General features: G+C 73.9%; 25 protein-coding genes. 11 read left to right on the plus strand and 14 right to left on the minus strand.

The window, feature by feature from the left end; all coding sequences use genetic code 11:
- Positions 1 to 5 precede the first annotated feature (5 nt).
- Positions 6 to 3314, minus strand: a complete 3309-nt coding sequence (locus IE316_RS00420) for an ATP-binding protein (protein WP_190202036.1) — start codon at positions 3312 to 3314, stop codon at positions 6 to 8.
- A 144-nt stretch (positions 3315 to 3458) separates the two neighbouring features.
- Between IE316_RS00420 and IE316_RS00425 the strand changes: the two genes are divergently transcribed.
- Positions 3459 to 4256 (plus strand): site-2 protease family protein, encoded by a 798-nt coding sequence (locus IE316_RS00425; protein ID WP_190202037.1) that lies wholly within the window; start codon positions 3459 to 3461, stop codon positions 4254 to 4256.
- Here the strand turns inward: IE316_RS00425 and IE316_RS00430 are convergent.
- The 4 genes from IE316_RS00430 to IE316_RS00445 form a co-directional block, all read right to left on the minus strand.
- The gene (locus IE316_RS00430) at positions 4246 to 4431 is read right to left on the minus strand and encodes a hypothetical protein (protein ID WP_190202038.1); all 186 of its coding nucleotides are present in this window, start codon (positions 4429 to 4431) and stop codon (positions 4246 to 4248) included. The genes IE316_RS00425 and IE316_RS00430 overlap by 11 nt on opposite strands.
- A gap of 64 nt (positions 4432 to 4495) precedes the next feature.
- Positions 4496 to 5203 (minus strand): NADPH-dependent F420 reductase, encoded by a 708-nt coding sequence (gene npdG / locus IE316_RS00435; protein WP_190202039.1) that lies wholly within the window; start codon positions 5201 to 5203, stop codon positions 4496 to 4498.
- Positions 5200 to 6294 carry a sialidase family protein gene (locus IE316_RS00440; RefSeq protein WP_190202040.1) on the minus strand — a complete coding sequence of 365 codons (1095 nt, stop codon included), beginning with the start codon at positions 6292 to 6294 and terminating at the stop codon, positions 5200 to 5202. The genes npdG and IE316_RS00440 overlap by 4 nt, the downstream gene beginning before the upstream one ends.
- A 248-nt stretch (positions 6295 to 6542) precedes the next feature.
- Entirely contained in the window at positions 6543 to 6770 is a 228-nt protein-coding gene (locus IE316_RS00445) for a hypothetical protein (protein WP_190202041.1), read from the minus strand.
- 58 nt (positions 6771 to 6828) lie between these two features.
- On the opposite strand from IE316_RS00445, the gene map reads away from it, so the two are divergent.
- Positions 6829 to 7686: a type I methionyl aminopeptidase gene (gene map, locus IE316_RS00450; protein ID WP_190202042.1), complete on the plus strand. Its 858-nt coding sequence runs from the start codon at positions 6829 to 6831 to the stop codon at positions 7684 to 7686.
- A gap of 4 nt (positions 7687 to 7690) precedes the next feature.
- Here map and IE316_RS00455 read toward each other — a convergent pair whose 3' ends face one another.
- Entirely contained in the window at positions 7691 to 8335 is a 645-nt protein-coding gene (locus IE316_RS00455; protein WP_190202043.1) for a PhzF family phenazine biosynthesis protein, read from the minus strand.
- Between the two features lie 103 nt (positions 8336 to 8438).
- Between IE316_RS00455 and IE316_RS00460 the strand changes: the two genes are divergently transcribed.
- The gene (locus tag IE316_RS00460) at positions 8439 to 9431 is read left to right on the plus strand and encodes an SCO2278 family lipoprotein (protein ID WP_190202044.1); all 993 of its coding nucleotides are present in this window, start codon (positions 8439 to 8441) and stop codon (positions 9429 to 9431) included.
- 52 nt (positions 9432 to 9483) lie between these two features.
- Here the strand turns inward: IE316_RS00460 and IE316_RS00465 are convergent, their stop codons facing one another.
- The 5 genes from IE316_RS00465 to IE316_RS00485 all read right to left on the minus strand — a co-directional run bounded on the left by IE316_RS00465 (position 9484) and on the right by IE316_RS00485 (position 14780).
- Positions 9484 to 10218: a bifunctional DNA primase/polymerase gene (locus tag IE316_RS00465; protein ID WP_190202045.1), complete on the minus strand. Its 735-nt coding sequence runs from the start codon at positions 10216 to 10218 to the stop codon at positions 9484 to 9486.
- A gap of 91 nt (positions 10219 to 10309) precedes the next feature.
- Complete coding sequence (locus IE316_RS00470; protein WP_190202046.1) at positions 10310 to 10915, minus strand: TetR/AcrR family transcriptional regulator; 606 nt, start codon at positions 10913 to 10915, stop codon at positions 10310 to 10312.
- A 73-nt stretch (positions 10916 to 10988) separates the two neighbouring features.
- On the minus strand, positions 10989 to 11978 hold the full coding sequence (locus tag IE316_RS00475; protein WP_190202047.1) for a small ribosomal subunit Rsm22 family protein: 990 nt from the start codon (positions 11976 to 11978) through the stop codon (positions 10989 to 10991).
- Between the two features lie 373 nt (positions 11979 to 12351).
- Positions 12352 to 13536 (minus strand): serine hydrolase domain-containing protein, encoded by a 1185-nt coding sequence (locus tag IE316_RS00480; protein WP_190202048.1) that lies wholly within the window; start codon positions 13534 to 13536, stop codon positions 12352 to 12354.
- Entirely contained in the window at positions 13479 to 14780 is a 1302-nt protein-coding gene (locus IE316_RS00485; RefSeq protein ID WP_190202049.1) for a multidrug effflux MFS transporter, read from the minus strand. Before IE316_RS00485 ends, IE316_RS00480 begins: the two co-directional genes overlap by 58 nt.
- A gap of 111 nt (positions 14781 to 14891) precedes the next feature.
- On the opposite strand from IE316_RS00485, the gene IE316_RS00490 reads away from it, so the two are divergent.
- Positions 14892 to 15908, plus strand: a complete 1017-nt coding sequence (locus IE316_RS00490) for a Gfo/Idh/MocA family protein (RefSeq protein ID WP_190202050.1) — start codon at positions 14892 to 14894, stop codon at positions 15906 to 15908.
- Here the strand turns inward: IE316_RS00490 and IE316_RS00495 are convergent.
- Positions 15895 to 17535 carry an alkaline phosphatase D family protein gene (locus IE316_RS00495; RefSeq protein WP_190202051.1) on the minus strand — a complete coding sequence of 547 codons (1641 nt, stop codon included), beginning with the start codon at positions 17533 to 17535 and terminating at the stop codon, positions 15895 to 15897. The genes IE316_RS00490 and IE316_RS00495 overlap by 14 nt on opposite strands.
- Before the next feature lie 125 nt (positions 17536 to 17660).
- Here IE316_RS00495 and IE316_RS00500 point away from each other — a divergent pair, with 125 nt between their 5' ends.
- The 3 genes from IE316_RS00500 (at position 17661) to IE316_RS00510 (ending at position 20613) form a co-directional block, all read left to right on the plus strand.
- On the plus strand, positions 17661 to 18455 hold the full coding sequence (locus tag IE316_RS00500; RefSeq protein ID WP_229910135.1) for an SDR family oxidoreductase: 795 nt from the start codon (positions 17661 to 17663) through the stop codon (positions 18453 to 18455).
- Positions 18456 to 18876: 421 nt separating this feature from the next.
- A complete protein-coding gene (locus tag IE316_RS00505; RefSeq protein ID WP_190202052.1) occupies positions 18877 to 19422 on the plus strand; it encodes a DoxX family protein in 546 nt (181 codons plus the stop codon).
- A gap of 168 nt (positions 19423 to 19590) precedes the next feature.
- Positions 19591 to 20613: a PASTA domain-containing protein gene (locus IE316_RS00510; protein ID WP_190202053.1), complete on the plus strand. Its 1023-nt coding sequence runs from the start codon at positions 19591 to 19593 to the stop codon at positions 20611 to 20613.
- Between the two features lie 34 nt (positions 20614 to 20647).
- Here IE316_RS00510 and IE316_RS00515 read toward each other — a convergent pair whose 3' ends face one another.
- The gene (locus IE316_RS00515; RefSeq protein WP_229910136.1) at positions 20648 to 22411 is read right to left on the minus strand and encodes a tetratricopeptide repeat protein; all 1764 of its coding nucleotides are present in this window, start codon (positions 22409 to 22411) and stop codon (positions 20648 to 20650) included.
- 210 nt (positions 22412 to 22621) lie between these two features.
- Between IE316_RS00515 and IE316_RS00520 the strand changes: the two genes are divergently transcribed.
- Positions 22622 to 22891 (plus strand): hypothetical protein, encoded by a 270-nt coding sequence (locus tag IE316_RS00520; RefSeq protein WP_190202713.1) that lies wholly within the window; start codon positions 22622 to 22624, stop codon positions 22889 to 22891.
- On the plus strand, positions 22884 to 23537 hold the full coding sequence (locus tag IE316_RS00525; protein WP_190202054.1) for a DUF6879 family protein: 654 nt from the start codon (positions 22884 to 22886) through the stop codon (positions 23535 to 23537). The genes IE316_RS00520 and IE316_RS00525 overlap by 8 nt, the downstream gene beginning before the upstream one ends.
- Here IE316_RS00525 and IE316_RS00530 read toward each other — a convergent pair.
- Complete coding sequence (locus IE316_RS00530) at positions 23528 to 24376, minus strand: hypothetical protein (protein WP_190202055.1); 849 nt, start codon at positions 24374 to 24376, stop codon at positions 23528 to 23530. The two genes, IE316_RS00525 and IE316_RS00530, sit on opposite strands and share 10 nt — an antisense overlap.
- Before the next feature lie 324 nt (positions 24377 to 24700).
- Between IE316_RS00530 and IE316_RS00535 the strand changes: the two genes are divergently transcribed.
- A complete protein-coding gene (locus tag IE316_RS00535; protein ID WP_190202056.1) occupies positions 24701 to 25936 on the plus strand; it encodes an adenosylhomocysteinase in 1236 nt (411 codons plus the stop codon).
- Positions 25937 to 25938: 2 nt separating this feature from the next.
- Positions 25939 to 26418: a cupin domain-containing protein gene (locus IE316_RS00540; protein ID WP_190202057.1), complete on the plus strand. Its 480-nt coding sequence runs from the start codon at positions 25939 to 25941 to the stop codon at positions 26416 to 26418.
- Positions 26419 to 26460 lie beyond the last annotated feature (42 nt).

A 26460-nucleotide genomic window follows, 5' to 3' on the forward strand; every position in this document is an offset into this window, starting at 1 on the left:
TCCGGTCAGACCAGGGCGGCGGCCTCCTGCGGGGAGAGGCCGCCGCCCTCGGCGTACGCGGCCCGGAACTCCTCGGCGCCCAGCGCCTGCCGGGCCCACTCGGTGGCGCGGGTGCGGGCGTCCCTCTCGGTGCCGTTCTCGACGTGGCCGGGCGGCAGCAGCGCGGCGGCGGCACCCAGGCAGCGGGCGGCGTCCCGGGCCCGGCGGCCGCCGTCGACCCGGGCCAGGGACATCGCGGCGATCGCCAGGTAGAAGGCGGGCATGTGCGGGGCGACGGCCTCCGACAGCGGGTCGGCGGACCGCTCCAGCGCCCGCCGGACGCTGGCCAGCGCCTCCTCGTAGCGGCCCTCCAGGGCGTCGAGCCAGGACTCGGCGCCGAGGATGAAGGCGTCGAAGACGACGAAGTGGGCGATGGTGAACTGCTCGCGCAGCAGCCGCAGTTGCTCCCGGGCCTCGGCGGTGCGGCCGGTCCTGCCGAGCCGGGCGGCGAGGAAGAGCCGGGCGGCGGGCATCGCCCCGTTGTGCGCCGCGCCCTCGGTCCGGGCGATCACCTCGCGCAGGATGCGCTCGCCCCGCTCGCCCTGGTCCGCCTCCAGCAGCGCGCTGCCCAGCCGGGCGTCGAGGACATCGACCTGGCCGTGCGCGCCGAGCCGCTCGGCGTGGACGGCGGCGGCCCGGTAGTCGGCGGCGGCGCGCAGGAACTCGCCCTTGCGCTCGTACGCCTCGGCGCGGGCGGACAGCGCCTCGGCGGTGCCCCAGGTGTCGCCGAGCCGCTCGAACATGGCCAGGGCCTCGTCGGCGTCGCGGGCGGCGTCGCCGGCCCAGTCGGTGCGGTTGGCCAGCAGGTTGGCGCGCATCTGGAGCGCCCCGGCCAGCTCCCACTCGAAACCGGGCGTCTCCCGGCAGGTGCGCACGGAGGCGTCCATGATGGTGCGCAGCCGGTCGACGTCGCCGGTCAGCATCACGGCGAACCACCAGAGCACGCCGGGGCTGCGGCAGGTCTGCGGCAGCCCGGGTTCGTAGGTGCCGGCGATGATGCGCAGCTTGGCCTGGGCGGCCGGGTTCTGCCAGGCGTCCAGCTCGGTGTCCATGCAGGCGAGGTGGGCCAGGTGCACCCCGCGGCGGGCCTCGGCGAGCACCTCGCCGGTCATCGGGGGCGGGGTCTCGGTGCAGCGCACCCAGACCGGCTTCGCGGGCACCAGCGGCTCGGTGAACGGGTCGGGGCCCAGCGCCATCGCCTCGCCGCACCAGGTGCGGGCCTCCACCCTGAGGTCGCGCAGTTGCCAGTACCAGACCAGCGACAGCACCAGGCAGAGGGCCTCCTGCTCGTCGCGGGCGGCGACGGCGTGCCGCAGCGCGGTGCGCAGGTTCTCGTACTCCCGCTCCAGCCTGGCCACGGCGGCCAGTTGGCCGGGGCCGCGCAGCGCCGGGTCGGTGGTGCGGGCCAGTTCGCGGTAGTGGACCAGGTGGGCGCGTTCGGCGGCGGGGCGCCCGCCGGTCTCGTCCAGGCGTTCGGCTGCGTACTCGGCGACGGTCTCCAGCATCCGGTAGCGCATCTCGCCGTCGCCCGTGGGCGCGGCGACGACCAGGGACTTGTCGACCAGGGAACCCAGCGCGTCCAGGGCGGCGGGGCCGCAGACGGCCTCGGCGGCGGCCAGGTCGCAGCCGCCGGCGAACACCGACAGGCGGCGCAGCACCTCGCGTTCGTCCTCGTCGAGGAGTTCCCAGGACCAGTCGACGACCGCGCGCAGGGTCTGCTGGCGGGGCAGGACGGTACGGCTGCCGGAGGTGAGCAGCCGGAAGCGGTCGTCGAGCCGGTCGGCGATCTGGCGGGGGGTGAGCATCCGCAGCCGGGCCGCGGCCAGTTCGATGGCGAGCGGCAGACCGTCCAGGCGGCGGCAGATCTCCGCGCACGCCTCCGGGTCGTCCTCGGTGCAAAAGCCGGGGCGGGCGGCGGCGCCCCGGTCGGCGAGGAGTTCCAGCGCGGCCGGTTCGGGCAGCGGTTCGACCGGGCGGAGCAGTTCGCCGGGGACGCCGAGGGGTTCGCGGCTGGTGGCGAGGACGGTCAGGTGCGGGCAGTGGGCGAGCAGGTGCTCGGCGAGCCGGGCGGCGGCGTCCACGACGTGCTCGCAGTTGTCCAGGACGATCAGCATGCGCCGCCGGCCGCAGTGCTCGACCAGCCGTTCGACGGCGGTGCCGGGGCGTTCGGTGGCGGCCCGGATCTCCTCGGCGCCGGCGCCGTACAGCACGGTCTCGCGGGCGCCCACGGCGGTCAGCACGGCCTCGGGGACGGCGGCCGGGTCGTCCACCGGGGCCAGCTCGGCCAGCCACACCCCGTCCGGGGCGATGTCCCCGGCGGCCTCGGCGGCCTCCTGCGACAGCCGGGTCTTGCCGGCCCCGCCGGGCCCGAGCAGGGTGACCAGCCGCGCGGCCCGCAGATCGTCCCGGAGCGCCCGGATGTCGCCGTCCCGCCCGACGAACGAGGTCAGCCGGGCCCGCAGGTTGCCGCGGGGGCGGTGGGCCCGGGGGGCGTCGGCGGGGGCGCGGTCCGGCACGCGGGGGCCCGGCGGCGTACCGGCGTCGGGTTCCGGGCTGAGCAGCTCGGTGTGCAGGGCGCGCAGCGCGGGCCCCGGGTCGGTGCCCAGGCGGTCGGCGAGGTGGCGGCGGACCTCCTCGTACCCGGCGAGGGCCTCGGCGGTGCGGCCGGTGTCGCGCAGGGCGCGCAGCCGCAGGGCCTGGAGGGGTTCGTCCAGCGGGTGGGCGTCGCACAGCGCGGTCAGTTCGGGCAGCGACCGCTCGGCGTGGCCGAGGTCGAGGGCGGCGGTGTGCCGGGCGCGCAGCGCGTCCAGGCGGCGGGTCTCCCAGCGGGCCGCCTCGGCGGTGCGGTCGGGTAGGTCGGCGAGGACCGGGCCGCGCCACAGGGCGAGGGCGTCGTCCAGGACGACGGCGGCCTTGGCGGGGTCGCCGTCGGCCAGCGCGCGGGCGCCCTCGTCGGCCAGCTTCTCGAACCGGTGCAGGTCGACGTCGTCGGGCGCGGCGGTCAGCCGGTAGCCGCCGTCGGCGGAGGCGACCGCGTCGGCGCCGAGCGCGCGGCGCAGCCGGCCGACCAGCGCCTGCAGCGCGCCGGCGGTGTCGGCGGGCGGGTCGGCGCCCCACACCTCGTCGGCCAGCAGTCCGGCCGGCACGGTCCGGCCGGCCCGCAGGGCCAGCGCGGCCAGCAGCGCGCGCAGCCTCGCCCCGCCGACCGGGACGGGGCTGCCGTCGGAGCGGAGTGCCTGGGTGGTGCCGAGGACGCGGTAACGCACGGGGTCCATTCTCCCCGGGGACGCCCGCCGGCCGCCTCCGGGTTTACCGGCGCCTGAACCGGCCCTGGCGGAACCCCCGCCGCCGCCCGGGACGTTCTCCTCCCGTCACCGGTACGGTCTACTCCCCGACCACAGTTCAGGAGCCCTCTTCTCATGACCACCGCACCCGCCCGCGCCGGCGACCGGCGGATCAGTCCGGTCTTCCTCGGGATCGTCGCCGTGGCCGCGGTCACCGGGTGGGCGACCTGGACCGGGTTCGCCGAGCAGCCGGGCCTGGCCGTGTTCCTGTTCGTGACGGCCGCCTGGGTCGTCTCGCTCTGCCTGCACGAGTACGCGCACGCCCGCACCGCCCTGCACAGCGGTGACATCTCGGTCGGTGCCAAGGGCTATCTGACGCTGAACCCGCTGAAGTACACGCACGCGCTGCTGAGCGTCGTGCTGCCGGTGGTCTTCGTCATCATGGGCGGGATCGGTCTGCCGGGCGGGGCGGTGTTCATCGAGCGGGGCCGGATCCGGGGCCGCTGGCGGCACAGCCTGATCTCGGCGGCGGGCCCGCTGACCAATGTGCTGTTCGCCGTGGTGTGCACGGCCCCGTTCTGGCTGGACGCCCTGGACGGGGTGCCCCGCGACGTCCGGTTCGCGCTGGCGTTCCTGGCGCTGCTCCAGGTCACCGCGGCGATCCTGAACTTCCTGCCGGTGCCGGGCCTGGACGGCTACGGGGTGATCGAGCCCTGGCTCTCGCACGGGGTGCGGCGGCAGGTGGAGCCGTTCGCGCCGTTCGGTCTGCTGTTCGTGTTCGCGCTGCTGTGGCTGCCCGCGGTGAACGGCGTGTTCTTCGACGCGGTCGACGCGATCCTGTGCGGGCTGGGGATCGACGACTACGACTCGTACTGCGGCTACGAGCTGTACCGGTTCTGGCAGACGAACGAGATCTGCGCGGTCAGCTCCTGACCGACCGGCGCGGGGCCCGGCCGCGCTTGAGGTAGTACCAGCACATGTTGGACGACAGTCCGGCCAGCAGCACCCAGACGACACCGATCAGCACGCCGCCCCGGACGAAGGACAGGACGGCCGCGACGACGGCGAGCACGCAGACGATCAGGGCGTAGAGGGCGAGGCGGGGCATGGGGTCGGCTCCTGTCGGGGGACACGGGCGGCTTGGCTGCTGCCCCCCAGTGTCCCCCATCGCCTCATACGTCCGTGACGCGGAGTCCCGCGTGCGCCTTGTAGCGGCGGTTGACGGAGATCAGGTTGGCGACCAGCGACTCGACCTGGTGGGCGTTGCGCAGCCGCCCGGCGAAGACGCCGCGCATGCCGGGGATGCGGCCGGCCAGCGCCTGCACGATCTCGACATCGGCGCGGACCTCGCCGAGCACCATGACATCGGTGTCGATCTCGTCCACCTCCGGGTCCTGGAGCAGGACGGCGGACAGGTGGTGGAAGGCGGCGGTGACCCTGCTGTCCGGCAGCAGCGCGGCGGCCTGCTCGGCGGCGCTGCCCTCCTCGGGCTTGAGGGCGTAGGCGCCCTTCTTGTCGAAGCCGAGCGGGTTGACGCAGTCGACGACGAGCTTGCCGGCCAGCTCCTCGCGGAGCCCGGCGAGGGTGTCGCCGTGGCCCTCCCAGGGGACGGCGACGATCACGATGTCGCTGCGGCGGGCGGTCTCGGCGTTGTCGGCGCCCTCGACGCCGTGGCCGAGTTCCTCGGCGGCGGCCCGCGCGCGCTCGGCGGCCCGGGAGCCGACGATCACCTTCTGGCCGGCCTTGGCGAGCCGGTAGGCCAGGCCCTTGCCCTGCGGCCCGGTCCCGCCCAGCACGCCGACGATCAGCCCGGAGACGTCGGGCAGGTCCCAGGGGTCCTTGGCGGGGGCCTTCTGTGCGGCACTGTCGGTAGAGGTCATGAGCCCGAGCCTACGTCCGCCCGGCCGTCCGCACCGGGTCGGGCGGGCGGAGCTACGGGCACCCGTAGGAAGGTGATCGTCTCGTACGGTCCGCCGTCGCCGGTCTCGTACAGCAGGCCGAGGGTGCGGGCGTCGATCCGGACCAGGTCGGAGTAGGCGGCGGGCCGGTCGTCGACGGTGTGGGCCGGGTGCCAGGTGGTGCCGCCGTCGGTGGAGGCGCGCAGGGTCATCCGGGCGCGGGCGCCGGGTGCGGCGGGCCCCGAGTACAGCAGCAGGTCGGGGTCGCGGAGCTGGAGGACGCTGCCCTGGCAGACGGGGCCGGTCAGGCCGGGCTGCGGGCGGAAGGGCGCGGTCAGGGTGCGACCGCCGTCCGCCGAGTACGCGTCGGCGCGGGGGGCGGGCGCGGGGGGCATGGTGCGGGCGTTGACGTAGAGGCGGCCGTCGGGGAGTTCGGCGGCGGTGGACTCGTTGGCGGCGACCCGGGCGGCGGTGCCGTCGCCGTCGTCCACGTAGCCGAGGGTCCAGGTCGCGCCCCGGTCGTCGCTGAGCAGGCAGTGCCCGCCGTCGGGGCCGGCGGCCAGCGAGTGGTTGGCGGGGACGACGACCCGGCCGGTGCGGAGCTGGAGGGCGTGGCCGGGGGTGGTGGCGTACCAGCGCCAGTCGGGGCGTTTGACGCTCGCGGTGATCTCACGGGCGGCCGACCAGGTGCGGCCGTCGTCGTCGCTGTGGCACACCCAGACCCGGCGGCCGTCCTCGGCACCGACCGTGCCGCGCCGGATGGCGTCCTCGGTGGCGTGGCCGGCGTTGCGGACGTGCACCAGCAGGATCCGGCCGGTGTCGAGGACGACCGGGGCGGGGTTGCCGGCCAGGCCGTCGCCGTTGGCCGCGGCGACGGTGAGCGGGCCCCAGGTGCGGCCGCCGTCCGTGGACCGTTTCAGGACGATCGCGATGGTGCCGTGGTCGGCGGGGCCGTCGACGCGGCCCTCGCAGAACGCGAGCAGGGTGCCGCGGCCGGTGGCGACGACCGCGGGGATGCGGAAGCTGGCGTACCCGTCGGCACCGGCGCGGAACACTACGGAGGTGTCGTTCATGGGCGGCTCCTGCCCACTAGGGGCGAATTCCGGGTGAACCCTGGGTCACGAGTGGCCGCCCGGGAGTTCGCGGGGCGCTGCGGGTGGTGAGGGCTCAGTATGCGTCGAACGGTCGCGTCGTGGTCGCTCGCGCAGTTCCCCGCGCCCCTTCAGGGCGCTCCCGTCAGGGCGCCCCGTCAGGGGCGCGGGGAACTGCGCGACCAGCCACGACGCGCCCGCAGCCGACGACCGGCGACCGGCGACCGGCGTCAATCGTCCGCGGAGCCCGTCGCCGCATCGTGCCATTTGGGGTCGTTCTCCCACTGCAGGTTCCGCTCGTGGGCCGTCCGCATCGCGTGCTCCGCCTCGCTCCGGGAGGCGTACGGGCCGAACCGGTCCTTCGCGGGGCACTCCGGCCCCTCCTCGACCTTGTGATGCTCCAGGCAGTAGTACCACTCGCCCGGCTTCCCGACCGTGCGCTTCTTGAACAGGGCCATGACCGGCTCCTTTCGCCATCGACATGGTCTCGTATGCCCGCTGGTTAGACTCGCTGACATGTCTGGCCAGTCGCTGCTCGTCCCAGGGGAGCTGTCCCCCACCCGTTCCGTACCCGGAAACATCCGGCGTCCCGAGTACGTCGGCAAGCCCGCGCCGGCCCCGTACACCGGTCCCGAGGTGCAGACGCCCGAGACGATCGAGGCGATGCGGGTGGCCGGGCGGATCGCGGCGCGGGCGATGGCCGAGGCCGCGAAGCTGATCGCGCCGGGCGTGACCACGGACGAGCTGGACCGGGTCGCGCACGAGTACATGTGCGACCACGGCGCCTACCCCTCGACGCTCGGCTACCGCGGCTTCCCCAAGTCGCTGTGCACCAGCGTCAACGAGGTCATCTGCCACGGCATCCCGGACTCCACGGTGCTGCGCGACGGCGACATCGTCAACCTGGACGTGACGGCGTACATCGGCGGGGTGCACGGCGACAACAACGCCACCTACCTGGTCGGCGAGGTCGACGAGGAGAGCAGGCTGCTGGTCGAGCGGACCCGGGAGTCCCTGAACCGCGCGATCAAGGCGGTGCGGCCGGGCCGGCAGATCAACGTCATCGGCCGGGTCATCGAGTCCTACGCCAAGCGCTTCGGGTACGGGGTGGTGCGGGACTTCACCGGGCACGGGATCAACTCCGCGTTCCACTCGGGCCTGATCGTCCCGCACTACGACAGCCCGCACGCGACGACCGTGATCCGGCCCGGCATGACGTTCACCATCGAGCCGATGCTGACGCTGGGGACGCACGAGTACGACATGTGGGACGACGGCTGGACGGTCGTCACCAAGGACCGCAAGCGCACGGCCCAGTTCGAGCACACGCTGGTGGTGACGGAGACCGGCGCGGAGATCCTCACCCTGCCGTAGCGCCTCAGCGTTCCAGGACGACCCGTCCGCCGATCTCCACCCAGCCGCCGGGCTGCGGTGCCGTGAGGAGCTGCGAGCCGGTGCCCTGGGTGATGTTCAGGGCGCGGCCCAGCTCCGCGGTGAGCAGCAGGGCCGCCGCGCCGGTCGCCTCGTCCTCGTCGATGCCGTCGTCCCGGCCGGGGAAGCCCCGGGCGCGGACCCGGCCGGCCGGCTCGTCCTCCCACGCCCAGGCGTAGACCCACTCCCCCTTGGGCGGCACCGGCAGGTCGTCGACCTCGGCGGCGGTGGCGTACCGGCGCAGGGTGCGCGGCGGCGCCCACTCCGCCCGCGCCTCGATCCAGGTGAACTCCCCGTCCTGCCGGGCGCCCACCACGCCCGCGGGGGTGACGAGTTCGGGCACGTCGAGCAGCCAGGCCGTGCCGACGCAGGGGTGGCCGGCGAAGGGCAGCCGCAGGGTGGGCGTGTAGATGTCGACGACGCCGCGCTCGGGGTCGTCGACGAACACCGTCTCGCTGAAGCCGAGTTTGGCGGCCAGGGCCTGCCGCTCCGCCCGGTCCGGCAGTACGGAACCGTCCCGGACGACGCCGAGTTCGTTGCCGTATCCGCCGTTCGCCGCGCAGAACACGCGCAGCACGTCGTAGTCAGTCACAGGGGCATTCAAGCACCGGTGCGCGCACCGCCGGACCGGCCGTCCGGGGCGGGGCCCGTCCCGGTAGGGTTCGCCTCCGGGAAGGGGAAGGTGGAGGAACCTGATGAGCAGGGATCGGGCCCCTCGGGGGCTTCTCAAGCGCGCGCTGGCCGCCGTGTCGGTGGCCGCCGTGTCGGTGACGGCGAGCGGCTGCGTGGTGGTGCACGGCGAGCGCGAGGTGCTCCCGGCGGCGACCCGGGCCGAGGCCGCCGCGGCCCTGACGGCGTTCACCACCGCGTACAACAAGGCGGACAAGGCGTACGACGCGAAGCTGGACGCCGACCGGACGGCCGGTGCGCTCGCCGACATCGACGCGGCCCGGCTGACCGCGGGCCGGGTCAACCACCCCGGCGGCAACCCCGCGCACACACCGCTGAAGCTGACCGACGCGAAGTTCACCATCCCCAAGAAGGCGGGCTGGCCCCGCTGGTTCCTCGCCGACGCCCGCGCCAACAAGGGCGGTGACGTCCGCTGGCTGCTGGTCTTCACCCGGGACGGCCTCGAGGACACCTGGGAGGTGGCCTATCTGACGCTGGTCGCCCCCGGTGACGTCCCCGAGGTGCGGACGGACCGGGACGGCTGGGCCGAGACCGTGCCCGTCGACTCGGACGAACTGGCCGTGCCGCCGGCCGAGTTGAGCGAGAAGTACACGGCGTATCTGAAGGACGGCGGGGACGCCTTCGCGCCCGGCGCGCACACCAGCGCCTGGCGGGCGCTGCGCAAGAAGCAGTCGGCCCGCCCGGGGCTGGCCACGCAGTACATCGACGAGCCGCTGACCCAGGGCGACTACGCGCCGCTGGCGCTGCGCACCGAGGACGGCGGGGCGCTGGTGTTCTTCACCACCCGGCACTACGAGAAGCAGACCGCCGCGCGGGGCGCCTCGGTGCCGACGCCCAACCGGGACGTGCTGGCGCTGACGGACGGCGAGATCAAGCAGTCGCTGACGATGGAGTTCGTCTCCAACGAAGTCGCCCTGGACCCGCCGGACGGGCCCGGCTCCGACCGGGTGGCGATCATCGGCCGGGTGCAGGGGATGACGACGGCGAAGGGCGAGTAGCGGGACCGGGCCCGGACCGCCCGTGGTCCCGGGTCCCGGGTCCCGGGTGCGGTCAGCGGCGCAGCGGCCAGGCCGCGCCCTGCTGGTCGGTGTCCCTGCCGGCGTGCCGGGCGCAGGCGTCGGTCAGGGCCTCCAGCAGGGTCAGCGGGTCGGGCAGCGGGTGCTCGGGGCCGCGGACCCAGTGCACGCCCTGCTCGCCGGGGAGCCGGGCGGGGGGTACGAGGACGTAGGAACCGCGGCAGTGCCAGCGCAGTCCGGGGTGCTCGTCCATGGTCTCGGGGTGGCAGTCCAGCTCGCACGGCCACCACTCGTCCTCGTCCTCGGGGGTGCCGCGGGTGAGGGTGAAGAAGAGCATCCGGCCGTCGTCGCTCTCGGCGACCGGGCCGACCTCCACGTCGGTGGCGAGCAGCCGCTCCAGTGCCTCGCGGCCCGCCGCCAGGGGCACGTCGAGCACGTCGTGCACCATGCCGGTGGCGGTGATGAAGTTGGCCTGCGGCTGGTGCCGGGCCCAGCGCTCGATCTGGGCGCGGTCGGTGGTGGACTGGGTCTGCCAGGCGAACGACACCGGGTGCCGGGCGGGGGTGGGACAGCCGACGCGGTCGCAGGAGCAGCGGTAGCCGGCGGGGTGGGCGGCGGGCGCGAGCGGCAGTCCGGCTCCGGCTGCGGCGAGCAGCAGGGTCTCCCGGGCGCCGGCGTCGGCGGTGCCGGTGTCCTTCGGGCGGCGTCCGCGCAGCCACTGGGAGAGTTTGCCCTGCCGGCCCGTGCGGCCACCGAACTCCGCGCTCATCTATCCCCTCGCCTCGCCGTCGTGCGCATCAGCTTGCCCCATGGTCTCACCCTTTCGCGCCGCGGGGTGGTGGCCGGAAGAAGTCGTGCACTCAGCGCGGAGCGAGGCCGTACAGCGCGTAGTCGACGAGGGTGTCGGTGTACTCGTAGTCGAAGGGGGCGGTGTGCTGGAGCCAGCGCTGGGCGAGCGGGGAGACGAAGAGTTCCAGGGCGATGCGCGGGTCGATGCCGGGGCGGATCTGGCCGGCCCGCTGGGCGGCGCGCAGCCGGTCGGCGTAGAGCTGGAGGGAGGGTTCCAGCAGCTTGGCGACGATCAGCCGGCCGAGTTCGGGGTCGACCACGCCCTCGGCGGCCAGGGCGCGGCTGGGGGCCTCGAACCTGGGGTCGCGCAGTTCGTCGACGGTGGCCCGCAGGACGGCCTTCAGGTCGGCGGCGAGGTCGCCGGTGTCGGGGATGGCCTGGTCGGCGGGTTCCTGGCCGGCGGCCCGGGCGGTCCGCTCGCCGAGGTCGAGGAAGGCTTCCAGCAGGACGTCGGCCTTGGAGGACCACCAGCGGTAGATGGTCTGCTTGCCGACGCCGGCGCGGGCGGCGATGCCCTCGATGGTGGTTCTCGGGTAGCCGATCTCGGTGACGAGGGCGAGGGCGGCGTCGTAGATCGCCCTGCGGGACTTCGCGCTGCGGCGCTTCTCAACGGGCATGGGAGCGAACCTACCAGGGTGACAAGACGGTGCGTCTCGTGGCGGGCCCGGGGGCGCTGGGTGGCGGGGGGTGCTACTCGCCCGCCGGGGGCCAGGGGTCGCCCCAGTCCGTGTCGCGGGCGGCCCGGTAGAGGTCGCCGTGGCGTTTGGTGACGGTGGTGCGGGTGAGGGCCGGTTCGGTCTCGCAGAGGTCGAGCAGCACCTGGCCCTTGCGGATCTGCGGGCGGCGGATCACCCGGTGGGCGGCGGGGGCGACCGGGAAGCGGGCGGCGGCCACGTAGCTGAACTTCTCGTCCTCGTAGGCGAGCGAGCCGCCCTTGACCTGGCGGTGCAGGGAGGAGCGGCTGACCCGGGCCGAGAAGTGGCACCAGTCGCTGCCGGGCGCGATGGGGCAGGCCGCGCTGTGCGGGCAGGGCGCGGCGATGTGGAAGCCGGCGGCGGTCAGCCGGTCGCGGGCCTCGATGATCCGGGCGTAGCCGTCGGGGGTGCCGGGCTCGACCACGACCACGGCCCGCGCGGCAGCGGCGGCGGCCTCGACGAGGGCGGCGCGGTCGGGGGCGGTGAGTTCGTTGAGCACGTAGGAGACGGTGACGAGGTCGGTCTCCGCCAGGGTGAGCGCGGCGCCGATCCGGGCGCGCTGCCAGCGGACGCCGCTCAGCGCGGGGTCGGCGGCGGCGATCTCCCGGCCGAGGGCGAGGGCGGGCTCGGACCAGTCCAGGACGGTGGAGGCGCGGGGGCCGTCCCAGGTGGCGGCGACGGCCCAGGTCGCGGCGCCGGTGCCGCCGCCGAGGTCGACGTGGTCGCCGGGGGTGAAGCCGGGTGCGGCCGCGGCGAACGCCGCGAGGGCCGCGCGCACCGCCTCGAAGGTGGCGGGCATCCGGTAGGCGGCGTACGCGGCGACGTCCGCGCGGTCCCGGAGGATCGGGGCGTCGGTCGGGGTGGCGCCCCGGTAGCTGGCGATGAGCCGGTCCACGGCCTGCGCGGCCTGCCGGGGCGGAAGCCCGTCCAGCAGCCCGGCGAGGGCGGCACGCAGGGCTTCGGCGGGGGGTGCGGGGGCGGTCACCTGGCGATTCTACGGGTGCGCGGTGACGGCCTGCTGTGAACCCGGTGCACAGCGGGCCGCCCGAGGTGACCCGCGCGGTGTGGACCCGGCTCACGGCGGACCCGCCGCGGACCGCGCGGTTGGACCCGGTCCACGGGCCCGCCGCGGACCGCGCGGTGTGGACCCAGCTCACAGCGGACCCGCCGCAGACCGCGCGGTGTGGACCCAGCTCACAGCGGACCCGCCGCAGACCGCGCGGTGTGGACCCGGTCCACGACGGACCCGCCGCAGACCGCGCGGTGTGGACCCGGTCCACGACGGACCCGCCGCAGACCGCGCGGTGTGGACCCAGCTCACGGCGGACCCGCCGCGGACCGCGCGGTGTGCGCCCCGTTCACAATCCCCGCACCGCCCGTGCCACCCGCGACGCCAGTGCCGCGCGCGGGCGGCTGTCCGGGGGGCGGCGGCAGGGGTGGACCGTGTTGGCCAGCAGGACCAGGAACGTGTCCGTGGCCCGGTCGAGGACCAGCATCGTGCCGGTGAAGCCGGTGTGCCCGGCCGCCCCGCGCCCCGCCAGCTCCCCCATGAACCACGTCTGGTCGAGGGCGAAGCCCAGGCCCGGCGGGCTCAGCATCAGCTCCACGAAGTCGGGGCCGAGTATCCGGGCCGGCCCGTAGGAGCCGCCCGCCAGCAGCGCGCGGCAGAACACCGCCAGGTCCCGCGCGGTCGAGAAGAGCCCGGCGTGCCCGGCCACCCCGCCCAGCGCCCAGGCGTTCTCGTCGTGCACGACCCCGCGCAGCAGCCCCCGGTCGGTGCGGGCCCAGGGCCGCCGCTGGTCCTCCGTGGCCGCCGCGCCCGGGCAGGGGCCGAAGCGGGTCGACGTCATGCCCAGCGGCCGGGTGATGCCGTCGCGGACCAGGACGTCGAGGGTGCGGCCGGTGGTCCGCTCCAGGACCTGCTGGAGCAGCAGCATGTTCAGGTCGGAGTACAGGTACGTGCCGGGCGGGCCGGCCGGCCGCTCGGCCCGCAGCAGGTTCAGCCGTTCGCCGTCGTCGGCGCAGTCGTACAGCGGGAGTTCGGGCCGCAGCCCGGAGGTGTGAGTGAGGAGCTGTCGGACGGTGACGCGGTGCGCGGCGGCGCCGTGGAAGTCCGGCAGGTACGCGCCGACCTCCGCGTCGATGCCGAGCGTGCCCCGCTCGATCTGCTGCACGGCGGCGACCGACGTGAACAGCTTGGTGAGCGAGGCCAGGTCGAAGGGCGTGTCGAGGGTGGCCGGCACCCGGGCCGGCGGCGGCAGCTCCACGCCCGTACCGCGGTCGGCGTCGTACGCCGCGTACCGTACGGCCCAGCCCGCGGCCTCCTCCACGGCGAGCACCGGTCCCCGTCCGACGGCCACGACGGCGCCGGGCGACCAGGGCCGGTCGCCGCTGGTGAGGTCGTGGACCTCCCGGACGAGGTGCCGGAGCTGGCCGGAGTCGAGTCCGGCGCGCTCCGGTGTGTCGGTGCGCAGTCTCGGTGCGCTCAGCTCTCTTCCCCCTCCGCGCCCGCGTGGGCGGTGCCGGCCTTCCAGGGACGGCACATTCCCACGAAGCAGGCCGCCGCCACCAGTGCCGCGGCCAGTTGGACGACGGCCATCGGCAGGGCGGTGTCCTCGCCGGCCACGCCGACCAGCGGGGAGGCGACCGCGCCGATGAGGAACGAGGAGGTGCCGAGCAGCGCGGAGGCCGACCCGGCGGCGTGCCGGACCCGCATCAGGGCCAGCGTCTGGGTGTTGGGCAGGGTGACGCCCATCGCCGACATCAGCACGAACAGCGCGGCGGCGACGGGCACCAGGCCCACCTCGCCGAAGACGCCGAGGGTCATCAGCAGCAGCGCCGCCGACGCCGCGGCGATCACCGCGAGGCCGGCGCCCAGCACCCGGTCCAGGGAGACCCGGCCGACCAGGACCTTGCCGTTGACCTGGCCGACGGCGACCAGGCCGATGGAGTTCAGGCCGAACAGCAGGCTGAAGGTCTGCGGGGAGGCGCCGTAGATCTCCTGGACGACGAACGGCGAGGCGGAGATGTACGCGAACAGCGCGGCGAAGGCGAAGCCGCCCGCGAGCATGTACCCGGTGAAGGCGCGGTCGGCGAGCAGCCGCCGCATCGCGCCGAGGGCCTCGCGGACGCCGCCCGCGTGCCGTTCGGCGGCCGGCAGCGTCTCCGGCAGTTGCGCCCAGACCAGCGCGCCGAGCAGCACGCCGACCACGGTGAGCAGCACGAACACGCCCCGCCAGTCGGTGAACCGCAGGATCTGCCCGCCGATCAGCGGGGCGACGACGGGCGCGACCCCGGAGATGAGCATGAGGGTGGAGAAGAAGCGGGCCATGGCGTCGCCGTCGTACAGGTCGCGGACGACGGCCCGGGCGATGACGATGCCGGCGGCGCCCGCGAGTCCCTGCGCCAGCCGGAAGGCGACGAGGAGTTCGACGGTGGGCGCGAGCGCGCACAGGGCGGTGGCGACGACGTAGACGGCGAGGCCGGCCAGCAGCGGGCGGCGGCGGCCCAGCCTGTCGCTGAGCGGTCCGACGGCCAACTGGCCCAGGGCCATGCCGGCCAGGCAGGCGGTGAGGGTGAGCTGCACGGTCGCGGCGGGGGCGTGCAGGGAGTCGGTGACCTCCGGGAGCGAGGGGAGGTACATGTCCATCGCCAGCGGGGGCGTGGCGGTCAGCCCGCCCAGGACGAGGGTGACGAGCAGGCCGGTGCGGCGGGCGGCGGGTGCCGCGCCGCGGGGTGCGGCGGCGGCCGGTGGTGTGCGCGGTATCGATGCCCCTCGCTCGGGCATGTGCCCCTCCCTCCTCGACGGATGCGGCACCTATGCTCTCAGCTCGAACGGACAACTCGAACGAATACTTCGATCGAGTGATGAGTGTGACGTGAGTGAGGGTGGGCACGGGTGACCGGACGGAAGGTGCGCTGGGGGATCCTGGCGACCGGCGGGATGGCGGAGCGGTTCACGGCGGACCTGGTGGACCTGCCGGACGCGGAGGTCGTGGCGGTGGCCTCGCGCCGCGCGGAGTCGGCGAAGGCGTTCGCGGACCGCTTCGGCATCGAACGGGCGTACGGCGACTGGGAGTCGCTGGCGCGGGACGAGGACGTGGACGTGGTGTACGTGGCCACCCCGCACTCGGCGCACCGGGCCGCCGCCGGTCTCTGCCTGGAGGCGGGCCGCAACGTGCTGTGCGAGAAGCCGTTCACGCTGAACCTGCGGGAGGCGGCGGAACTGGTCGCGCTGGCCAGGGAGCGCGGCGTCTTCCTGATGGAAGCGATGTGGATGTACTGCAACCCGCTGGTACGCCGGCTCAAGACGCTGGTGGACGACGGGGCGGTCGGCGAGGTCCGTACCGTGCAGGCCGACTTCGGGCTGGCGGGGCCGTTCCCGGCGGCGCACCGGCTGCGCGACCCCGCGCAGGGCGGCGGGGCCCTGCTCGACCTGGGCGTCTACCCGGTCTCCTTCGCGCAGTTGCTGCTCGGGGAGCCGTCGGACGTGACGGCCCGGGCGGTGCTGTCGCCGGAGGGCGTCGACCTCCAGACCGGCGCGCTGCTGGCCTGGGAGGGCGGCGCCCTGGCCTCGGTGCACTGCTCCATCGTGGGCGGCACGGCCAACGCGGCCTGCATCACCGGCTCCGCGGGCCGGATCGACGTACCGGACGGGTTCTTCTTCCCGGAGCGGTTCGTGCTGCACCGGGACGGCCGTGACGCGGAGGAGTTCACGGCCGACCCGGCCGACGGGCCCCGGGCCAGCCTGCGGCACGAGGCCCGGGAGGTGATGCGGGCGGTGCGCGCCGGGGAGACCGAGTCGCCGCTGGTCCCGCTGGACGGCACCCTTGCCGTGATGCGGACGCTGGACGCGATCCGGGAGCGCGTCGGCGTCCGCTACCCCGGCGAGGAACCGGCCGTCACGCCGGTGTGAGGCCCTGGTCGCCGACCTCGGTGACGAAGGAGGCGGCGGTGGTGAGCGGCGCGCCCTGGGTGGTGACGCGGGAGACGGTCTTGAAGTCGGCCCGCGCGAACCGGTCGTTCATCGACACGGTGGCGTAGCCGCGCAGCCCGTTGTAGAAGCGCAGGTGGGGGTTGGCGGCCAGGTAGGTGCTCCAGTTGGCGGGCTTCTCGGTGCCGTCGCCGCCGCTGGTGATGGAGGAGGTGACGATCTCGGTGCCCAGGGTGCGGGAGCCGGGGTCGTCGAAGTCCCGCTTGATGTCGAAGCCGTAGTGCACGTGCACGTCGCCGGTGAGGACCATGAGGTTCTCCACGCCGGCCGCCTCGGCGCCGGCCAGGACCCGGTCCCGGGAGGCCGGGTAGCCGTCCCAGGAGTCCATGGAGACCTTGGAGGGCAGGGTGGTGGAGTTGTACCGGCGGGAGAAGGTGACCTGCTGGGGCAGCACGTTCCAGACCGCGTCCGAGCGCTGCCAGCCCTTGAGCAGCCAGCGCTCCTGGGCGTCCCCGGTCAGGGTGCGGCGCGGGTCCTCCGACTCCGGGCCGGGGTACTGCCAGCCGTCGCCGTACGCCTGGTTGGAGCGGTACTGGCGGGTGTCGAGCACGTCGAACTGGGCCAGCCGGCCCCAGTGCAGCCGGCGGTAGAGCCTCAGGTCGGGGCCGTCGGGGAGCTGGGGGCGGCGCAGCGGCATGTTCTCCCAGTACGCCCGGTAGGCGGCGGCGCGGCGGAGCAGGAACTCCTCGGCGGGGCCCTCGGACTCGGAGGTGTCGTCGGCGTAGTTGTTCTCGGTCTCGTGGTCGTCCCAGGTGACGACGAAGGGGTGCGCGGCGTGCGCGGCGCGCAGATCGGGGTCGGACTTGTAGAGGGCGTACCGCAGCCGGTAGTCCTCCAGCGTCACCGTCTCGTGGTTGAACAGCGCGGGCAGGGTGCCGGCCGGGTAGGCGCGGGCGCCGCCGACGGCGCTGACGGCGTACTCGTAGAGGTAGTCGCCGAGGTGGAAGACGACGTCCACGTCCTCCTCGGCGAGGTGCCGGTAGGCGGTGTAGTAGCCCTGGTCGTAGCGCTGGCAGGAGACCAGGCCGAAGGTGAGGTCCTTGACCCGGGCGCCCTCGGGCGGGGCGGTGCGGGTGCGGCCGGTGGGGCTGATCCAGCGGCCGGCCTTGAAGCGGTAGTAGAAGACGTGCCCGGGCGGGAGGTGGTCGGCCTCCACGTGCACGGTGTGCTGGAACTCGGGGTGGGCGGTGGCGGTGCCGCGTCTGACGACCCGTCGGAAGCGTTCGTCGAGGGCGAGTTCCCAGGAGACGGTGACCCGCTGGGCGGGCAGTCCGGCGTCGGCCTGGTACGGGGCGGGCGCCAGACGGGTCCAGAGCAGCACGGAGCCGGGCTGCGGGTCGCCGGAGGCGACGCCGAGGGTGAACGGGTCGGCGGTGATCCGCGCGGCGTCGAGTTCGGCGGCGCTCGCGGTGCCGGCGGCCGGCAGGTTCACCGAGAAGGCGAGCGCGGCGGCGGCGCCGGTGAGCGTCAGGAAGCGGCGGCGGCCCAGGTGCCGGGCGGCGGCGCGGAGTTCGGGGGCGTGCTGGGGCTGGTGCTGCGCGGGTGTCATCCGGTCCTCCCCTTGCGGTGGTTGCAGGGGGCATTCGATGGGTCGAGGACGACCATCGCTTGGCGCGGACATGACCGGACTGTGACGGTCGGATGCACGGTGGTCCTCCCCCTACGCTGCCGTCCATGAACACCGTGAGCAGCACCGACGAGGGGACGTACGAGATGTCCGGACAGCACAGGATCGCCGTGGTCACGGGCGCCGGTTCCGGCATCGGCCGGGCGATCGCCGTCGAACTGGGCCGCGCGGGCTGGTCGGTGGCGCTGGCCGGCCGGCGCACCGGGCCCCTTGAGGAGACGGCCGCCCTGCTCCCGGACGGCAGCTCCCTCGCCGTCCGCGCCGACGTCTGCGAACCCGGCGACGTGGCGGGCCTGTTCGCCGCCGTGCGCGACCGCTTCGGCAGGCTGGACCTGCTGTTCAACAACGCGGGTACGTTCGGCCCCGGCGGCGTGCCGGTGGAGGACCTGCCCTACGACGCCTGGCGGCACGTGGTGGACACCAACCTCAACGGCGCGTTCCTGTGCGCGCAGGCCGCGTACCGGCAGATGAAGGAGCAGGACCCGCGCGGCGGCCGCATCATCAACAACGGCTCGATCTCCGCGCACGCCCCCCGCCCGCACTCCGTCGCCTACACCGCCACCAAGCACGCCCTGACCGGACTGACCAAGTCGCTCTCGCTGGACGGGCGGGCGTACGGCATCGCGGTCGGGCAGATCGACATCGGCAACGCGGCGACCGACATGACGGCCCGGATGGAGACCGGAGCGCTCCAGGCCAACGGCGAGGTCGTGCCCGAGCCGGTGATGGACGTGGCCGACGTGGCGCGCACGGTGCGGCACATGGCGGAGCTGCCACTGGAGGCCAACGTGCAGTTCGCCACCGTGCTGGCGACGGCGATGCCGTACATCGGGCGCGGCTGAACCCGGACGGTCCGCGCATCGTCACGACCGAAAGATGAACATCCGCTTCACTCCGGCCGGAAGTGGAACTATGCTCAACTCTCCTCCACCGGAGCTTCACACTCCGGGTGCGTGCTCACCGGGCGTCACCGCCCGCCAGGGACCACAGCGAGGGGGGAGAGGGCGGCAGCCGTTCCGCGCCCGGCCGGGGGGGTCCGGGGGGACGCGCCGGAGCGCGGAGCGGTTGCCGTACGCCCATGAATCCCGGCCCGGTTCTCGTGCTCGGCGCCACCCTGCCCGACCACAGGGCCGACCCGGTCCACCCCTGGCACCACCCGAACGGCGGCCCCGGCCGGGCTCGCGGGAGGTCGGCCGGGGCGGGGGGTGCCACGGTGGACGGCAGGGGGTGACCCGACGCCGCCGTCCGCTTGGAGGAGCCACCATGACCTGCTGTTACGACCGACGGGACGTCGGCCTGCTGCTGCTCCGCCTGGGCACCGGCGGGGTCCTCGCCGCGCACGGCGCGCAGAAGCTGCTCGGCTGGTTCGGCGGCGGTGGCATCACCGGCACCGGCCAGGCGATGGAGGCCATGGGCTACACGCCGGGCAAGGCCAGCGCGGTGGCGGCGGGCGTCGCCGAGGCGGGCGGCGGGGCGCTGCTCGCGCTGGGCCTGGCCACCCCGGCGGCCGGTGCGGCGGCGACCGGCGCGATGGTGGGCGCGGCGGCGGTGCACGCCCCCAACGGCTTCTTCGCGCAGGAGGGCGGCTACGAGTACGCCGCGTCCCTCGCCCTGACCGCGACCGGCCTCGCGGTGACCGGGCCGGGTCGGCTCTCCCTCGACCACGTCCTCGGTCACGCGGTCAACCGCAACTGGATGGTGCCGGTGGCCCTCGCGGTGACGGCGGCGGCCACGGCGGTGGTGGTCGGCGCCCGCAACAAGCGGGTACGGGAGGCTTCGCGGGCCGAGCGGGACCCGCTGGTGACGTGACGGTCCCTCGGGGGCTGCTGGGGCGCGGCCGGGAGTGACTGTTCGGGAGTGACCGTTCCGGAGTGACTGTTCCGGAGTCACTGCTTCCGTATCCACGTATCTCGGTACGATGCGCTCACTCGAACGCAGGTACGCCTGCGGCCCGCTCCCGCAGAAAAGAACAGCGCCATGTCCCGCCCGCCGGCCCCCGGCACACCCCGCTGGCTGTCCACGCCGGCCCGTGTCGGATACGTCCTCGCCGTCCCCCTGCTCGGTCTGCTCAACCAGTATCTGGGCTTCTTGGCGCTGATCGCCGCGATCGTCCTGGTCTGGAAGGACAGCCCCTGGCAGAAGGCGGCGAAGGTGGCCGCGACGATCGCCGCGATGGCACTGCTCGGCGCGGTGCTGCCGGACCCGCCCGAAGACGGCGAGCCCGACCCGGTGGCCCGGACACAGACGGCGATCCCCGCCCCCTCCCCCACCCCCACGCCCACCCCTTCGCGGGAACGGCCCTCCCCGCCGCCCCCGGCCCCGGCGGACTACCGGGGCCTGCCGCTGGACGAGGCCCGGGAGAAGGCGGAAGCGGCGGGCTTCGGGGTGGACGAGCACAACGCGTCCGACGACGGCAAGAGCATCATGATGCGGATGAACTGGACCGTCTGCTTCCAGAAGACGGGCTGGACGTCCAGCGGCACCAAGACCATCGACTTCGGCGCGGTCAAGACGGGCGCCCCCTGCCCGGAGACGGACGGCGCCGCCGTGCCGTGGCCGCGGATGCCGGACCTGGCCTGGAAGACGTGGAAGACGGCCCGCGCGCGGATCCTCGCCCTGGACGTCGTACCGGAACACCACCTGCGCGCCGACACGGCGTACGGCAACGACTGGCTGCCCGACGAGGGCGAGTACGAGGACTGGCGGGTGTGCGCGACCGACCCCGCGAAGGGCGGTGACGTCACCGTCGACACCTGGGTGACCGTCGGCCTGACCGACCCGGCCAACGGCTGCCCCGAGCCCGACTCCGACCGCGGCCACGCCGTCGACCTCCCCGACCGGGACGACGACGGCGACCCCGACTACCGCGACCCGTACCCGGACGACCCCGACCGCACCACCACCACGCCGAACGGCCTCCCCGACCACTCCGACGACGACTCCTCGGACGGCGACTCGCACGGGGGCGACTGGAACTGCCCGCGCACGCGCTGGTGCTGACCTCCGCGAGAGCCGCCGCCCGGCCGTCACGCCGTCACCCCGCCCGGTAGGTGTCGAGGAGCCGCCGGCCGGCCACCGTGAAGGGGTGCTCGGGACCGAGCCCGCGTTCCCGGCGCGCGACGACATCGGTCATCAGCCCGATCGCCTCGCCCCGGTGACCGAGCGCGGCCCGGGTCCGGGCGAGCATCTGCCGGGCGGCGAGCACCAGCGGGTACTCGGGCCCGAAGCGCCGCTCGTACGCCTCGGCGACCAGCCGGATCTCGCCGTCGGCCTCCTCGAACCGGCCCAGGAGGTACAGCGCCCACGCGTGGTTGTGCCGGGCCCCCAGGGTCACCGTGTGGTCGGGGCCGAGGAGCCGCTCGCACTCCGCGGGCAGCGACAGCAGCGCGCCGTCCTCCTCGGTGACCATCTCGGCCGCGGGCAGCATCTCCAGCAGGCTGGCCCGGGCCCGGAGGGTCAGCGGGTGCGCGGCGCCCAGGGCCGAGCGCCGGCCGGCGGCGGTGGCCCTGAGCAACGCGATCGACTCCTCCCGCCGGCCGAGGTTGGCCAGCACGAGCTGGAGGCCGTAGGACGTGTCGAGGGTGTCGGGGTCACCGGCGCCGAACCGGTCTTCCTGCGTGGCGCGGACCCGGCGGAGCAGCGACTCGGCCTCCGCGAACCGGCCCAGCCGGAACAGGGCCCGCCCCGCCCGGGACCGGGCGGCCAGCACCCTGCGGTCGTCCGCGCCGAGCCTGCGCTGTCCGAGGTCCGCCGCCGTCCGTGACGTCTCCCAGGCCGAGAGGTAGTCACCGGTCCGGTGCAGGGCGACCGACAGCTTCGCCGCGGTGGCCAGGGCGTCGGCGGCGACGGCCAGTTCACCGGCGTGCCGCAGCAGGGCCAGCGCGTGCGGCACCAGCAGCCGCAGGCGCGGCTCGTGCGGTCCGGCGTCGGGTACGGCGGGTACGGCCGCGTCGAGCAGCCGGACGGCCACCGTGTCGAGGGCGGGCGCCAGTTCGGCGGGGGTCGCCGCGAAGACGCTGTCGAGCAGGACGCCGTGGCTCTGTACGCACCGCATGCCGACCACGTCGACCAGTTCGGACAGCGACTGGTCGAGCAGGGCCCGCAGCGCCGTCTCGGTACGGGCCCGGGGCAGGACGCCGCCGATGCCGTCGTGGTTGAGCAGGGCCAGCGGCAGGGGTTCGGCGGCGAACCGGGCCAGCAGCCTCAGCAGGACGACCGCTTCGGGCAGTCCGCGCGCCTCGAACGTGTCGAGGGTCAGTTGCCAGGTGAGGCCGACCAGGTGCCGCGGGTCCGCCTCGGACAGCGCGTCGGCGCCGCGGTCTATCAACTGGACCCGTTCGTCTCCGTCGAGCTGGTTCCCGTAGGCGTCCATCGTCCAGGGGTCGAGCACCTGGTGGGAGAGGAAGCCTCCGGCCAGGGTGAGGGCGAGCGGCAACCGTCCGAGCCGGTCCGCGATCCGCGCCGCCTGTTCCGTCGTACCGCTGTGCGGGGCGAGGTCGCGCAGTACGAGCGCGGCGTCCTCGCGCGGCAGGACCCCGATGTGCTGGAGCTCGGCCCCCGGCCACCAGCGGGCCGCCGCCCGGCGGGTGGTCACCAGGACGACGCCGCGCGGGCTGGTGCGCAGCCAACTGCCGTCCCGCAGGATCTCCGGCTCGTCGGCGTTGTCGAGGACCAGCAGCCAGGGCTCGGCGGAGTGGTCGAGGTACCGCCAGACGAGGTCGGCGGCGGGACGCAGGCCGTTGCGGGCGGCCAGCAGTTCGCCGTCGCCCGCCCCTCGGTCGGCGGCCACCGCGAGCATGCCGCCGCGCAGGCTCGCCCGGTCGGCGGCGTTGACCCACAGGGCCGCCCGCTGCTGCCCGTCCAGTCAATATCATTTTATCCCTGCGTAACATCAGACATGGAGGAGCCAATCCTCGCCATTACCCTCGGCGGCCAGGTCCGACACATGGCCGGGGCAGCCGGTTGCGGGCTACAGTGGGGCCTCCGATCGACCGAGGGGGCGGTGCGCATGGTCAGGCCGTGGGAAGCGGACCCGAACGCGCATTTCAAAAGGCGTTTGGGAAAAACACCTCAGGAACTCGGGAACACCACGGGAACTCCTGAATGCCCCGACATCTGGGAACTCACCAACGGGGACATCGCCGTCATCGGCCGCGACCTGACCAAGTCGCTCGGCGAGAACCTTCCCGAGGGCGTCTCGATCAGCTCGGACGAGCGTCTCGTGGTCATCCCCAGGAACATGCTCATCGCGGCGAAACCGGACATCCCCAGTGTTTGATTCCTTCCCCACCGGCGTCGGCGAGCGCCTGGACCGGCCCACGTACCACGCCGATCTCGGCCGGATCTACACCAGCGGCATCGGTTTCCTGAACAAGCTGGAGCGCGGCCAGCACTTCGCCGAACGCGGCTTCGCCAGTTGGGAGGCGTTCGCCGCGGGCGACTGGGACAGGGCGGTGCGCCTGGCCGACGAGGGCCGCGAGGAGTACGCGCAGGAACTCCGCCGGGCGGAGCGCCTGGGAGTCTCCCACCGCCGCCTCCGCGTGGTCGAATTCCCGGTCACACCGTACGTGCAGTGGGAATTGTTCGTCCTGCGGGTACGCGTCGACCTGGGCGATGACATCAGAATCCTCGACGCCCGGGACATCACGGACGTCGAGAAAAGCCGCCCGGTGCCGGAAGTGGTCATCCTGGGCGATGTGGTGATGTACGAGGTCGTCTACGACGGCGAGGGAAACGCGGACGGAGCCAACCGCTACACCGACCGCTCACTGATCCGGGAAACGAACGCGGGCTTCGACGCGCTCTACGAACGCGGCGAGGATTTCCCCGCGTTCTTCGAGCGGGAGATCGCTCCCCTGGCTCCGCCGCGCGTATCCGGCGCTTCGACAGTGGTGACGGGAGCGCGTGCGAGCGGTCAGGACTGAGGCTTCTCCAGCTCGCCGGCCGTGGCATCGGAGAACGACTCGTACTCTTCCACGACTTCACCGTCGATGACATCCCCGTCGGACACCCGGTGTGACGGCTCCGCGAGGGGCAGGCCGGCGAGGTGCTTCTTGAGCCGCTTGGCCATCGGCAGATACGTCGCGAAAGTGAGGGTGCCGGAGACGGCGGCCCCTACGAGAGGGATGGCCTTCGCGACGCTCTTCGCGAACGTCTCCTTCGTCATCTGCACGCCGAGGTAGGCGGCGACCTTCTTCACGATGGGGTAGACGACACCCTGCGTGAGCGCCTTCTGCGGCAGCTTCTTGGCGACCTGCTCCGACATCAGCCCCGCGACCTTCCCCACCGCGGTGTTCGCCGACTTGGTGCCGACCATCACGCCGAAGAACAGCGTGAGCACCGCCTTGGTCGCGTCGTCGGTGTCCTCGCCCTCCTCGGAGAACAGGTCGGGCCAGCTATAGAGGTAGGCGAGCTTCTGCGCGATACGCAGCATGTGGCCGACGTACTGTGCCGTGTCGGCGGGCACGGTCGCGGGAAGGGCGAGGACGCCGGGTATCCCCGCGGCGGCGGAGAGGGCGCTGACCTTGGCGGTCTCGTACCGGATGGAGTCGTTGGCCGCCTTGTCGAGAATCTCGGCGGCGATGCCCGCCGCTGCGGGCGTCTCCTCGATCGCCCTGCGGATGTCGTCCTCCGAGCAGTGACGGGCCAGCGCGCTGCGGAGATACGCCTCCCTCTGGATGCGCACCCCCGGGAGCTTCGCCGCCGCCAGCAGCACCGCGAAGAAGCGCGACTCGGGGTTCTCGACGTCTTTACCCTGCTTCATGGCAGGAACCTACAACGGATGGCCCTGCGCGGGGCCCTCGCCGGGCGCATCGGCGCACACCCGCCGGGGGACCAGTCCCCGCCCACCGCGCCGGCCCCCGGCACCACGTCCGGGTCCGGCCGCGGCCTCCTGCCGGTCACCGCCCTCGCGGCAAACGGCACCCTGCGCCTGCGGACAAAGGTGATCTACGAGCTTATATGGCGACAACGACGCAATGGATGCCATCCTTGACGAGGACCGGATACGTCGCCCTCTCCTCTTCAGTACCGGCCCACTTGCGGTGACGAACAGCGATGCCGTGATCGGAAGACGGGAGCCTTCGCCGTGGACGAGACAGAGGGACGTATCCACCTGGCGACGGGCGCCATGCCGGTCATGCGGGTGCTGCGACGCAGATTCGCCGCCCAGAGACCCCTCGACGGGATACTGATCGCGGCAGACCTGCACCTGCTCCCCTCCACCGTGCCGTTGCTGCTGGCCTACCACGACGCCGGGGCCCGCCTGGTGGTCACCGGTTCCAACTCCGCGTCCACCTCGGGCGGAGTCGCCCGGTGGGTGGCGGAACTCCCCGGCGTGGAACTGGTGGAGGACGACGACGGACTCGCGGGTGCGGCGACGCTCCTGGACCGGCGTCCGGACGTCGTGATCGACGAGGCCGACGCGCTGCTCGGTCTGCTGCACGCTGAACGCCGTGACCAGCTCGGTGAGTTGATCGGGGCGTGCACGCACACTCTCGCCGGGGTCAAGCGGTTACGGAGCTACGCCGAGCGGCGCGGCCTGTCGGTACCGGTGATGGCCGTGGACGGCTCCGCGCTCAAGAGCACGTTCGACAACAGGCATGGCACCGGGGCCAGCAGCCTGGACGCGGTGGTGGCCCTGACCAATGTGTCCCTGACCGGTTCGACCACGGTGATCGCCGGCTTCGGCCATGTGGGCCGCGGCATCGCCGAGCGGGCCCGGGGAGCAGGTGCTCAGGTCGTGGTGACGGAGATCGACCCGTTCCGTGCCTTGGAGGCGAACGCTCTGGGCTACCGCGTGCTGTCCCTGATCGAAGCCTGCCGGGAAGCGGATCTGCTGTTCACCGCGACCGGAAGCCACCGGGTGGTGCGCACCGAGCACCTGACGGAACTGCCCGACGGGGCGATCCTCGCCAACGCCGGGCACGGAACCACCGAGATCGACGTCACCGCGCTCGCCGCGACGAGTGGCCGCCGCCGCTCCATCAGGCCGGATGTGGAGGAGTACACCGACGCCGCAGGGCGCCGCAGGCTGCTGCTGGCGGGCGGCAACCCGGTCAACACCGCCGGCGGATCGGGCCACGCCGACGCTGCCATGGATCTTTCCTTCGCGGCCCAGGCCCTCGCCGTCACCGATCTCGTGACCCGGCGCCCTCCGCCGGGCCTGCACGAACTCAGCGGAGCGATCCAGCACGAGGTGGCCCGGCTGGCCGCCGCCGCACGCCAGATACCGCTGGACCGGCCCTCCCCCGGGCACCAGGTGTACAGCACCTACCTCACCGGCGAACCCGAGCTGGCCGCGCTCGACCGGACGGAGGAGTGAACGTGACCACGGACGAGCCCGGTGACCAGGCTCCCGCGACACTGCGGAACCTGATGCAGCCGCACCCCGAGGGAGGCCGTTACCGCCAGGTGTGGACGTCCGACCAAGCGGTGAGTCCGCTCGACGGTCGTTCCGACCGGGCGGCCGGCACCGCCATCCAGTACCTGCTGGAGCCGGGAGAGGAGGCCCGGTGGCACCGCGTGGGGTCCGATGAGTTATGGGTATGGCAAGACGGCGGGCCCGCCTCATTGCTCACCAGTACCGCCCCACCGGGCGCGCCGGACCACCGGCCCCGCGGCCATCTGCTGGGCCGTCCCGCTCCACCCGGAACGCACGGACTCGCATCGCGCGCCTGGGAGAGCGGACACTTCCTCGTGCCGGCCGGGACCTGGCAGTGCACCCGGCTGACGCTGCACTCCTACGCCCTCTTCCTCTGCGTGGTCGCCCCGGGGTTCGACACCCGCGACTACACGCTGCTGTGAAGCAGGCGAGGCGGGCCGGCACACACAGCGAACAGACCGGAG

Origin of the sequence: Streptomyces fumanus (genome assembly GCF_014655295.1) — a bacterium.
In the GTDB taxonomy this organism is placed as follows: domain Bacteria; phylum Actinomycetota; class Actinomycetes; order Streptomycetales; family Streptomycetaceae; genus Streptomyces; species Streptomyces fumanus.

Excerpts from the sequence above, each read along its gene's own strand:
- IE316_RS00430 (WP_190202038.1), bottom strand. The coding sequence starts at position 4,431 with ATGCCCCGCCTCGCCCTCTACGCCCTGATCGTCTGCGTGCTCGCCGTC.
- IE316_RS00515 (WP_229910136.1), bottom strand. The coding sequence starts at position 22,411 with ATGCTCGCGGTGGCCGCCGACCGAGGGGCGGGCGACGGCGAACTGCTG.
- map (WP_190202042.1), top strand. The coding sequence starts at position 6,829 with ATGTCTGGCCAGTCGCTGCTCGTCCCAGGGGAGCTGTCCCCCACCCGT.
- IE316_RS00485 (WP_190202049.1), bottom strand. The coding sequence starts at position 14,780 with ATGCCCGAGCGAGGGGCATCGATACCGCGCACACCACCGGCCGCCGCC.
- IE316_RS00470 (WP_190202046.1), bottom strand. The coding sequence starts at position 10,915 with ATGCCCGTTGAGAAGCGCCGCAGCGCGAAGTCCCGCAGGGCGATCTAC.
- IE316_RS00495 (WP_190202051.1), bottom strand. The coding sequence starts at position 17,535 with ATGACACCCGCGCAGCACCAGCCCCAGCACGCCCCCGAACTCCGCGCC.
- npdG (WP_190202039.1), bottom strand. The coding sequence starts at position 5,203 with ATGACCTCTACCGACAGTGCCGCACAGAAGGCCCCCGCCAAGGACCCC.
- IE316_RS00465 (WP_190202045.1), bottom strand. The coding sequence starts at position 10,218 with ATGAGCGCGGAGTTCGGTGGCCGCACGGGCCGGCAGGGCAAACTCTCC.
- IE316_RS00500 (WP_229910135.1), top strand. The coding sequence starts at position 17,661 with ATGAACACCGTGAGCAGCACCGACGAGGGGACGTACGAGATGTCCGGA.
- IE316_RS00510 (WP_190202053.1), top strand. The coding sequence starts at position 19,591 with ATGTCCCGCCCGCCGGCCCCCGGCACACCCCGCTGGCTGTCCACGCCG.
- IE316_RS00420 (WP_190202036.1), bottom strand. The coding sequence starts at position 3,314 with ATGGACCCCGTGCGTTACCGCGTCCTCGGCACCACCCAGGCACTCCGC.
- IE316_RS00445 (WP_190202041.1), bottom strand. The coding sequence starts at position 6,770 with ATGGCCCTGTTCAAGAAGCGCACGGTCGGGAAGCCGGGCGAGTGGTAC.
- IE316_RS00425 (WP_190202037.1), top strand. The coding sequence starts at position 3,459 with ATGACCACCGCACCCGCCCGCGCCGGCGACCGGCGGATCAGTCCGGTC.
- IE316_RS00505 (WP_190202052.1), top strand. The coding sequence starts at position 18,877 with ATGACCTGCTGTTACGACCGACGGGACGTCGGCCTGCTGCTGCTCCGC.
- IE316_RS00530 (WP_190202055.1), bottom strand. The coding sequence starts at position 24,376 with ATGAAGCAGGGTAAAGACGTCGAGAACCCCGAGTCGCGCTTCTTCGCG.
- IE316_RS00440 (WP_190202040.1), bottom strand. The coding sequence starts at position 6,294 with ATGAACGACACCTCCGTAGTGTTCCGCGCCGGTGCCGACGGGTACGCC.
- IE316_RS00460 (WP_190202044.1), top strand. The coding sequence starts at position 8,439 with ATGAGCAGGGATCGGGCCCCTCGGGGGCTTCTCAAGCGCGCGCTGGCC.
- IE316_RS00520 (WP_190202713.1), top strand. The coding sequence starts at position 22,622 with ATGGTCAGGCCGTGGGAAGCGGACCCGAACGCGCATTTCAAAAGGCGT.